General features: G+C 55.9%; 9 protein-coding genes and 1 tRNA gene. All 10 read right to left on the bottom strand.

Going from position 1 to position 10,286, the window contains the following annotated elements; translation table 11 throughout:
- Positions 1 to 308: 308 nt before the first annotated feature.
- The 10 genes from ABF287_RS00720 to ABF287_RS00675 all read right to left on the bottom strand — a co-directional run bounded on the left by ABF287_RS00720 (position 309) and on the right by ABF287_RS00675 (position 10,282).
- The gene (locus ABF287_RS00720; RefSeq protein WP_347183107.1) at positions 309 to 1,814 is read right to left on the bottom strand and encodes an aldehyde dehydrogenase (NADP(+)); all 1,506 of its coding nucleotides are present in this window, start codon (positions 1,812 to 1,814) and stop codon (positions 309 to 311) included.
- Positions 1,815 to 1,838: 24 nt separating this feature from the next.
- On the bottom strand, positions 1,839 to 2,708 hold the full coding sequence (locus tag ABF287_RS00715; protein WP_347183106.1) for an NAD(P)-dependent oxidoreductase: 870 nt from the start codon (positions 2,706 to 2,708) through the stop codon (positions 1,839 to 1,841).
- Positions 2,705 to 3,709 carry a 4-hydroxythreonine-4-phosphate dehydrogenase PdxA gene (locus ABF287_RS00710; protein ID WP_347183105.1) on the bottom strand — a complete coding sequence of 335 codons (1,005 nt, stop codon included), beginning with the start codon at positions 3,707 to 3,709 and terminating at the stop codon, positions 2,705 to 2,707. The genes ABF287_RS00715 and ABF287_RS00710 overlap by 4 nt, the downstream gene beginning before the upstream one ends.
- The gene (locus ABF287_RS00705) at positions 3,709 to 4,422 is read right to left on the bottom strand and encodes a GntR family transcriptional regulator (protein WP_347183104.1); all 714 of its coding nucleotides are present in this window, start codon (positions 4,420 to 4,422) and stop codon (positions 3,709 to 3,711) included. Before ABF287_RS00705 ends, ABF287_RS00710 begins: the two co-directional genes overlap by 1 nt.
- Before the next feature lies 1 nt (position 4,423).
- Positions 4,424 to 5,335: a dihydrodipicolinate synthase family protein gene (locus ABF287_RS00700; RefSeq protein ID WP_347183103.1), complete on the bottom strand. Its 912-nt coding sequence runs from the start codon at positions 5,333 to 5,335 to the stop codon at positions 4,424 to 4,426.
- Entirely contained in the window at positions 5,332 to 6,507 is a 1,176-nt protein-coding gene (locus ABF287_RS00695) for an L-rhamnonate dehydratase (RefSeq protein ID WP_347183102.1), read from the bottom strand. Before ABF287_RS00695 ends, ABF287_RS00700 begins: the two co-directional genes overlap by 4 nt.
- Positions 6,508 to 6,509: 2 nt before the next feature.
- Positions 6,510 to 8,006 carry a tripartite tricarboxylate transporter permease gene (locus tag ABF287_RS00690; protein ID WP_347183101.1) on the bottom strand — a complete coding sequence of 499 codons (1,497 nt, stop codon included), beginning with the start codon at positions 8,004 to 8,006 and terminating at the stop codon, positions 6,510 to 6,512.
- 5 nt (positions 8,007 to 8,011) lie between these two features.
- Complete coding sequence (locus ABF287_RS00685) at positions 8,012 to 8,452, bottom strand: tripartite tricarboxylate transporter TctB family protein (protein WP_347183100.1); 441 nt, start codon at positions 8,450 to 8,452, stop codon at positions 8,012 to 8,014.
- Positions 8,453 to 8,524: 72 nt separating this feature from the next.
- Positions 8,525 to 9,469, bottom strand: coding sequence for a tripartite tricarboxylate transporter substrate binding protein (locus ABF287_RS00680; RefSeq protein WP_347183099.1), 945 nt, complete (start codon positions 9,467 to 9,469; stop codon positions 8,525 to 8,527).
- Between the two features lie 723 nt (positions 9,470 to 10,192).
- A tRNA-Ser gene (locus ABF287_RS00675) sits at positions 10,193 to 10,282 on the bottom strand.
- Positions 10,283 to 10,286: the final 4 nt, after the last annotated feature.

Genomic DNA, 10,286 nt, shown 5'->3' with positions numbered 1-10,286 from the left:
GAATTGCTCCCCTCGCTCCCCCAGTGGCAGTCAGCCACCCGCCCCTATTCAGACGGACAGACACGGACATCCCCCTAAAGGGGTGTCCAGTTGTCCGGTGGGGTTAGGTGCCGCCAGCCCGCACTGAGCTAGTTTCCGGAAGTTAAGCAATAACCGAAGAGATCAAACCTATAGCGTGATAGCCAATCGAATGATCTCGAGGCTCCTGTTGAGGTACCTAAATGGGGAACGTTTCGTCTTACAAAAAGGCTATGGAACCGCCCTCCCCGTTTCAAGCTCGTTTCGTCTGACAGTGCCGTCGTGGTCGTTCAAAATTCTCCCGGCAATAGCGCTTCGGGCAGGTTCTGATAGCAAACTGGCCGCAGGAAACGGCGGATGGACAAGGTGCCAACCGACGTCGCACCGAAGTTGGTCGATGCAGGGTAAGGGCCGCCATGAACCATGCTGTCAGCTACCTCCACACCTGTGGGAAAGCCATTGACCAAGACCCGACCTGCCTTGCGGTCGATGATTGGCATCAGGGTTTTGGCCTGCTCTGTGTCAGCGTCGTCCATATGAATAGTGCAGGTCAGCTGACCTTGCATAGATTTGGCGATCTCGGCCATCTCGCTGGCGTCCTGAGCCTCTACAACAATGCCAAGCGGACCAAAGACCTCTTCTTGCAAGTCGTTATCTGACAGCCAGTCGTGCGCGGAAATGCGGTAGAGATAGGGTTTGGCTTCGCGTCCATCACAAGCAGTTCCCAAAAGTTCCTTTGTACTGGCTGTGCTGGCAATGCGCGCCACGCCATCGCGATAGGCCTGCGCGATGCCATTGGTCAGCATAGTTTGCGCCGCAGTTTCCCTAAGCGCGCCTTCAGCCGCGCTGACAAAAGCCTCGGCCCCAGGCAGAACAACTGCGATGCCGGGATTGGTGCAGAACTGTCCAGCGCCCATGGCCAGCGATCCTGCCCAACCCGTACCGATCCCTGCGCCACGTTCCTTGATCGCTTCGGGCAACAGAAACATCGGGTTGATGGAGCCAAGCTCGCCAAAGAACGGGATTGGCTCAGGACGTGCGGCACACAGATCAAATAACGCGCGCCCGCCGCGCAGGGACCCGGTAAATCCAACGGCGCGTATCAGAGAGTGCTGCACAAGGGCAATACCCACATCATGAGTATCCCCTTGGACAATGCTGAACACGCCTGGATGTGTGCCTGTCTTTTCAATGGCTGCGTGGATCGCTTCGGCCACGATTTCGCCCGTGCCGGGATGCGCGGGGTGCCCTTTGACCACGACAGGGCAGCCTGCCGCAAGGGCAGCCGCCGTATCGCCACCCGCAGTTGAGAAGGCCAGCGGGAAATTCGAGGCACCGAATACTGCCACCGGGCCGATAGGCCGCTGGATCATCTTCAGATCAGGACGCGGCAACGGGGCCCTGTCCGGCAAGGCCACGTCGTGACGGCGGTCCAGGTAATCGCCCTTAGCGATGTGTTCGGCAAACAGGCGCAACTGGCCGACGGTCCGCCCTCGCTCTCCCTGAAGCCGCGCCTCGGGCAAGCCGCTTTCCTGGGTTCCGATTTCGGTGATCGCCTCGCCCCGGGCTTCTATTTCGTCGGCTATAGCGTTCAAAAACGCAGCACGACTTTCAGCGGTGCTATAACCGTAAGACCAAAACGCCTCCTCTGCTGCCTCACAGGCCTGATCTACGTGATCGGGAGTGCCAACAGAAAAATTATGCGCGTCTCCATGGGCTGGATCAGACTGAAACGTCTGCCCCGTCTCGCGCCAAGTGCCTGCGATCAAGTTTTTTCCGTTAGGTTTGAAGGTCATGTTATTGTTCCATCCATTGATTGGTCAAGGTTGACCCGGGTCAAGCATTGCACTGACTAACTGCGCGCCGCGGTCTTGCGCAACAAGCATGGCGAGCCGGTCAGACAGCGCCGACACGACTGGCGCGCGCTCGGGCGCGAGGGATTTGATCAGGTCTCGCCCGTAGCACAGGTCCTTGGCCGCGTTTTCGATTGTGAATTGCGCGCTGTCGAAGTTTCCGTCCAGCGCCGGTGCCACGGCTTTTTCCAAAGTGCCGGATCTGGCAGCTCCCGACATCATCACTTCGTAGAGCGCGCGCTTGTCGACACCTAGTTTGCCAGCGCATTGGAACGCATCGGCAAGAAGGATCGTAGTGCCTTGGGTCACCAAATTGTTAAGCAATTTCGCAGCATGCCCGCGACCCGCCGGACCAAAACGGCGCACCAGCCTCGAGTAGGTGCTCACCAGTGCTTCGATGTTAGGATAGTGTTCTTCGGCGCAGCCTACGAGCGAGGCTAAAGCGCCCTCTTCCGCTTGTTTCGGCCCGCCCGTCACTGGGGCATCTGAAAAGATTGCCCCGCGTTCGGCAAGGCGCGCAGCGAGCCTCTCGGATACCTCGGGCCGGGAAGTCGTCGCTTCGATCCAGATTTGACCGCTACGCATTTGAGGGACGATCGCATCGGCCATCATTTCAACCACGTCCGCGTTTGGGAGGCATGTAATAACCACCTCAACACCTTGCAACAAGGTAACCAGGTCTTTCGCTTCGGTTGCGCCCTCTGCGAGCAAGGGGTCGACTGGAGTGCGGTTCTTGTGCACCAACAATGACGTGGGATGGCCTGCCGCTAAAATGCACCGTGCCATACCAGCGCCCATGAGGCCAGCACCGACAAATCCCACGGATTGCAGGGTCATGCCCCCGCCCCAGATTCCGCATTGTGCGCCATGCGCACCAGTAAATCAAAGGCCTGCCGTGTTGCTCCCACATTAGCGATGCCTTGACCTGCAATGTCAAAGGCCGTGCCATGGGCTGGCGTTGCGATCGGGATTGGCAAGCCGCCGGCTACGGTCACGCCGCGCTCGAAACCCATCAGCTTGATGGCGATCTGGCCCTGATCGTGATACATGGTCACAACCGCGTCGACCTCGCCGCGCTTGGCCTTGAGGAACACTGTATCCGACGGCCATGGCCCCGTGACGTTCATCTGACGGTCCTGAAAAGCCTTCACGACAGGTTCAATCACGTCGATTTCTTCACGTCCGAATTTCCCATTGTCCCCAGCATGGGGATTCAGCGCGGCCACAGCCACGTGCGGGCGGGCCTTGCCGGACTGCGCGAGGGTGGCATGGGCCAGTTCTATAGCCCGCTCGATCCCTGGCCCGTCGATGTTCGCGGCGACGTCCTTCAAACCGATATGGCTAGTGACGCGCGTCGTCATCAGATCGTCGAGCACATTGATTTCCGAGTGATACCCGGTGAACCCCAGATACCGCGCCATGTAACGATGCTCGTCTTCGGCATTGAGACCGGCTGAGGTCATGGCGGCCTTGTTGAACGGTGCGAACAACACCCCGTCCACCAGCTCAGCCAGAGCAAGATCAAGCGCCTTATCGAGACAGCGCAGCGAGGTCCTGCCTCCAGCAATGGTTACTTCGGCCACGCGAACATCGGGCGGATCGATGGTGTGCAAGTCAAGATGTGCGATGCCATTGAAGCTGTCGATTTCGTTTTCCGAAATTGTGTCAAGATCCAGCTCGAAGCCGGCTTGTTCGGCACCACGCTGCCATAAGTGCGCGTCACCCACCAGAAGGATATCGGCGGCCTTGCGCACGTCGTCATCAACTAACAACTTAGCAATCAATTCGGGCCCGATCCCGGAAGGATCCCCAGGTATAATCGCGAGCTTTGGATGCATCACTCGGTCTCCTTTTGTGCTTTGCTCTCAGCCATCGCCGCTTCAATGTTGATTTCTGCAGTTCGCAAATGCTGCTTAAGCGCGCGCCGAGCCGCTTTTGCATCGCGTGCTTTTAAGGCCTTGACGATTTCCAGATGCTCACGACGTGTGCATTCGCTGCTGGCAACCCGTTGCGATGACAGAAAGCGGACCCGCCAAAGGCGCGCATTGTAGGTGGCGTGAGACTCTAAAAGTGCGCGGTTCCCTGACGCTTCGACGATGCTGTCATGAAACGCCATGTCGCTGCGAAACGCTTCCAAAGGACCGTCGGCGTCACGTGATTCCTTGATCGAGTCGTTCAGCCGTTCAATTTCGGCCAATTGCTTATCCGTAGCGTTTTCGCATGCCAACTCCCCCGCCAGTGCTTCCAGTGCGCCTTGAACGCGCAACCAATCATTGATTTCAACAAGGGTCGGGTCAGCCACCACGGGCCTGCGGTTCGGACCGTAGTCGATCAATCCCTCGCTTTCGAGAATGCGAAGCGCCTCTTTCAACGGTGTTCGAGATATCCCAAAGGCCTCGGCCAGATCGCGTTCGCGCACGGGCATGCTAGGGCCGAGTTTCCCTAGAAGAATAAATTCGCGCAAGTTGTCCGCCGCCTCGGCAGCAAGCGATTTGCGGGGCTTCAACTCCGCAAAGCTGCGCAACTCATTTGTCCAAGCGGTGTCGCTCATGTCATTTCCCCCACCGCAGGGCCAAGGGATCAAGTGGCTTCAACAGTTCTATCAACCGTGTTCGGATCGCTGGATGGAGCGCCGGTATCGGGTGGCGGCAGAATTCTGATTTGATTACACCACCTTCAACCATCGCGGCTTTGCAAGATTGCCACCCGCATTGCCGGTTCTCATGATTGATCGCCATGGCGACCCGACCATAAGCTTCGGTTGCTCCCGCGACGTCGCCAGCATGGTGTTTGGTGATCACCGGCTTGATCTGGTCTACGATCATGCCGCTGGTCATCGAGCCGGTGGCGCCAGCATCCAAATCGGCCAGTAGCGTTATTGCCTCTTCGCCATCGAATGGGGCCTCGATTGCATCGCCACCAGCCTCAATCAGCATGCGGATCTTGTTTGCCGCGCGAGGGCATTCGATCTTGAACAGTTTGACCATCTCAATCTCTTGCGCCATCCGAACCAGAAGCGGGACAGGAAGGTCAACCCCTGACAAAGGCGCGTCCTGCACCATGATTGGAATACCCACTTTGCCCACGGCTGAGAATTGTTCAAAGCTTTGCTCCGGCGTGCCTTTCAGCAGCGCACCATGGTAGGGTGGCATCATCATAACAATGTCCGCGCCAAGATCCTTGGCAAACCGCGCGCGCTCCACTGCGATCTGCGTGGCATAATGGCTGATGGTTATAATCACCGGAACGCGGCCCGCGATGTGCTCGACACTCAAACGCGCAAGAACTTCGCGTTCAGCATCGGAAATCAAGAACTGTTCCGAGAAATTGGCCAAAACGCAAATACCATCAGCCCCCTGATCGATCAAACAATCGAGCACCCGTTTCATGCCATCAAGATCAAGCGTACCATCGTCGTTGAACGGTGTCGGCGCTACGGGCCATATGCCAGTGTAGTGGGTCATTCTAAAATCTCAAAGTGTTTCAAGTGTTTGTCGGTGATCGAGATGCCCAGGCCGGGAGTGTCGTCATCCAGTTGAAGATATCCATCCACCGCCTCGGCATCGCCTTCGAATATGTAATAGAATAGCTCGTTGCCAACCTCCACATCGAAGACCGGGAAATATTCGCTGATTGGGCAATTCGTGTTGGCCATCGTCAAGTGATAGTTGTGCATCTGACCCGCGTGCGGAATCACTGGGATCTGAGCCGCCTCGGCAATGGCGTTGATCTTTTGCGCTGCGGTGATACCGCCCACGCGGTTGGTATCGTATTGCAAGACACTGACGGCTTTGCGGTTGATCAATTCTGCGCAACCGATGACGCTGAATTCATGCTCCCCACCAGAGATTGGTACGACCCCCATGGCGTTCAATTCAGCATAGCCCGCCACATCATCCGCGATCACTGGCTCTTCCAGCCAGCGCGGCTCGAACTTTTCAAGTTTGGGCAGCATCCGCTTGGTATAATCGAGGTTCCATCCCATGTAGCATTCAAGCATGAGATCTACGTCATAGCCTAACACCTCGCGTAGCGCCTCAACTCTCTTAAGGTTTTCGCGCATCCCGTTCATACCGTCCTTGGGGCCAAAGCCAAAACGGGTTTTAAAGGCCTGATAGCCGTGGCTGGCGGCTTCTTCAGCCTCGCGCTGCATCGCTTCGACGCTATCGGCGTAGAGCTTGGAATAATAGACAGGGATCTTTTCCTTGGTACGGCCGCCGAGCAGCTTGAACACCGGCTTGCCCACCAGTTTACCCATAAGGTCCCAAATCGCGATGTCGATGGCCGAAATAGCCGTCATACCGATGCCTTTGCGACCCCAAGCATGGGTGCGACGGTACATCTTTTCCCACAGATAGGCATAGTCAAACGGGTCCTCGCCGATGACCAGTGGCGCATACCAATCATCGATTGCCTTCTTAACGACCGTAGGGGCCAGCGCAGCGTTGCCGATTCCAATGGTGCCATCCTCTGTCTCGACCTCGCAGGTCAGCCATTGATGGAACCGGAAAGAGGCCATGGCATCGCCCTTAATCCAAAGCGCGTCCGACGCATTGGTACAGAAATTGCCCTGTGGTGGTACGGTTGGGCCGGTCCAGTTCCAGACTCGTGTGCGGACAGATTTAATTTTGCTCATGATTATTCTCCGGTAAATTTCAACGGGTCGCGCTTAGTGAACAGTCGCCAAAAATACGGCCCGAATAATGCAAGGATCGTCAGCACAAAGAATAGCAATGACAACGGGCGGGTGAACATAAGCCACCATTGATCATCCAGCATAATCAGTGACTGACCCAGACGTTTTTCTAGCATTCCACCAAGGATTAGGCCAATGGCCAGTGGTACGACCGAATAGCCAAAGCGGCGCATGAAATATCCAATTACGCCCGAGACCAGCGCGATGTAGACGTCGAGCATGGACTGATCCAGGGCATAGGCCCCAACAATCGAAAAGGTAAAGACTATGGGCCAAAGGATCTGTACCGGGACAAAGGTTACACGCGCAAAGATCTTGGCTCCAAACAAGCCCACGAAGATAAATGTCACATTGACCAGCAGCATCGCCCAGAAGATCGCATAGGCGAATTCGGCCTGCTCGGTGAACATGGTGGGGCCGGGCTGCAAGCCGTGCACCATAAGGCCCGCCAAAATGACCGCCGCCGTGGGGCTTCCGGGAATGCCAAGCGCAAGGGTCGGGACCATGGCCCCTCCAGTTGCCGAATTGTTGGCTGCCTCAGATCCGGCGATGCCTTCAATGGCACCTTTGCCAAATTCTTCGGGCGTCTTGGACCAGCGCCTTGCCTCATTATAACCAATCATTGAAGCAACAGTCGCGCCTTCGGCAGGCAAGATCCCGATGAACGTACCAATGCCGGAGCTGCGTAAAATGGTCTTCCAGACTTTGCGGTAGTCTTCGCGCGACGGCAGCTTGATAGCCTTCATATGAATGAGTTTGCGTTCAGCTTGCAGCCGTTCGGCTTGAACCAGCAGCTCGGAAATACCGAAAATTCCGATCATCACTGGCACAAAACCGATGCCTTCGGATAATTCGTTGAACCCGAAGGTGAACCGCTCGACTGTGGTCAACAAGTCCTTGCCCACAGTGGCCAGCAGGATGCCAAGTGCCCCGGCGATGATATTCTTCATGGGCGTTCCATCGCCAATGGTCGCCAGCATTGAGATGCCAAAGACAGTCAGCGCGAAATACTCAGGCGGCGCAAAGTTGTAGGCCATCCGGGCCAAGAGCGGCGCGGCCATCATCAAGCAGACGATCGAAATGATCCCGCCGATGGTGGAAGATACTGTTGCCATGCCGAGCGCGCGGCCAGCCTCGCCCCGTTGTGCCATGGGAAAGCCGTCAAGGCACGTCGTAGCGCTGGCCGATGTGCCGGGCGTGTTGATCAGAATGGCTGTAATCGCGCCCGCAAAGGTGGCTGCGCAGTAGATTGTGGTCAGGATCGCGATGGCCGGGATCGGTTCCATCGTAATTGTGAAGGGCAATAAGAGCGCTGCACCCGTGGTCGCGTTAAGCCCCGGCAATGCGCCGATAATCACCCCCCCCAGCGTGGCTGCAAACAGCAGCACAAGCAGTTGTGGATCCAAGAGCGCGTAAAGTCCTGCAAAAAGAGGTTCCATCATCGTTACCCGTACCAAAGGTTGGTGAGCAGTCCGCGTGGAAAGCGGATCCGGAACACCATGTCGAAAAGAAAGAAAACCAGCGCCGGACTGACAATGGCCACAAGACCCAACCTCCAAAGGCGGCGTTCGCCCCACACCCATGCAAGCGCGCCAGCAAAGACGCCAAGCCCTAGGAACAGATCGATGTGCGACAGTAACGCAAAAACAGCGAAAAGGCCCAGACTAGTCCAAACGTTGATCCCTACAGGATCCTGTTCGACCGGTTTTTCAAAAATCATCACCAATACTGACAGCGCCATAATCAACAGCAGTACCATCTGAGGGAAATCTTCGGGCTGCATGCCGCGCAAAAAAATCGGAGGCACCCGGTCGAATTGCGTGCTGAGCCAATAGGCCAACAGACAAAAGGCAATCGTACAGCAAGGTACTGCGTAACGCGTCATTGAATCATTCCTCGGGAAGTGGGTGAGAAGGTAGGTCCGCCCCGGACAGGGCGGACCACGTAATCAATTAGCTTATTCAATGAAACCCAACTCGCGCAAAGCTGAGTCCATATCCGCCTGCATCGAAGTTAGTTGATTGCCCCAGACGTCAGACCCGGCAACCGATGTTGAGTCCAGACCTACAGAAGTTAGGAAGCCTTGATATACAGTGTGGCCCATCGCCTTCATCAATGCTTCTTCAATCTTGGCTGCCACATCATCCGGCGTGGCCGCGTGTACGACAAAACCCCGAACAGTCGAGAAGTTCGCGTCAATGCCCAGTTCTTGAGCGGTTGAGACATCCGGCAGTCCACTCATCCGCTCGGGTGCAAGAACGACAATCGGGCAAATGTCGCCCGCCTCGATCTGCGAACCTGCTTCAGCGAGGTTCAGAACTGCAACATCGACAGCGCCTGCCACAAGCTGCGTTGCCAATTCGCCGCCACCCTCAAAAGGGACAATCTTGGGCGTCGCCAATTCACCCTTACGGGCGAACATGAAGGCTGACACATCGTCGATGCCGCCCAGGTGGGTGGTGCCATACGTCAGCGCCTCATCTTTCTGAGCATCAACAAAGGCTTGGGCAGAGTCGAACACGCCGCAGCGAGTCATTAGTATCTGCGGGTCATCGGTACCGCGCGCAATCGGGCGCACATCTTCCAGCTTCATATCCGTCTTGCCAAGCGCCACAGTAGCTGAGTGACCGATCGTAAAAGTCAGAATGCTGTGGCCATCGGCTTCCTGGGACAGGTAGTAATCCATTGCCGAGGCTCCGCCGCCGCCCCGCTTGTTGACAACGACCATATCGGCGCCAAGCTCACGGCGCGCACGGATCATCATCATCCGCGTGGTCACATCCGTCCCACCGCCATTACCCGCATGAGTGATGACTTCGATTGTCTTGGTTGGAAATTCTTGCGCGACGACTTCGCCGCCGATGATTGCGGTCGCAGCCGCGATTACTAGTAGTTTTTTCATAGTGTTCTCCCTGCTGACTGGCGCGAATCGCGCTCATTAGAGCTTATATTTCAAATTATAATATTTTGGAATACCAAAATATTATAAGGCAGCAGGACGCCCAAGGCAGTATTTTTGACGGATGCTGCAATGACCGCCAATGGTCGCTTACCTCAAGCGAATTTTCTGATGTCGCGAACCGCAAACACCGGCCATTTGTGGGTACTATCAGAGTATTTCAAGCTGGCTTCAGATTACTGCAGACTGCGAGAACCTATGCTGAGCAAGTTGAAGCAACTCAGCAAGAGCCGCGCTTCAATTGAGCTTGAACTTGTCTCGTGAGTAAAAGTGGCCAGACAATTGCCGTTTTAGCCCAAGAGCACACAGCCGCGGAGGCGCCTGCGCGCGTGCTTTACCCTGAAACAAATGACAAGTCGGCGATACCGCTGAATAGCGTAGCTCTACACCATTTCGTCTCGCTGAGCGTCTCGCTGAGACAAGCCGCGTAAACGTCGAAAACAGCTAACTTATTGATATTGTGGTACCCCCATACAGACTCGATCCGCGGACCTACCGACTGCTAGCAACGCGCGGTTGTCGAACTATTCATATATCCAGCACATTCAACGCCCCAGCTACGCGCGCGGGAGCGGATCTCTTAATTATTTTTAGGGGACACAATTAGGGACAGAAATTAAGATAAAATTTTTAATTTAATATTATCAAATATTTACAAGCATGGGGTGGCGGAGGCTCAGGGATTCGAACCCTGGGTACGCTCTCACGTACGTCGGTTTTCAAAACCGGTGCATTCGACCACTCTGCCAAACCTCCGCGT

Origin of the sequence: Pacificibacter sp. (assembly GCF_039769035.1) — a bacterium.
GTDB lineage: Bacteria > Pseudomonadota > Alphaproteobacteria > Rhodobacterales > Rhodobacteraceae > Celeribacter.
The sequence above is the reverse complement of the archived record's forward strand: the minus strand, read 5'-3'. Positions and strand labels throughout refer to the sequence as shown.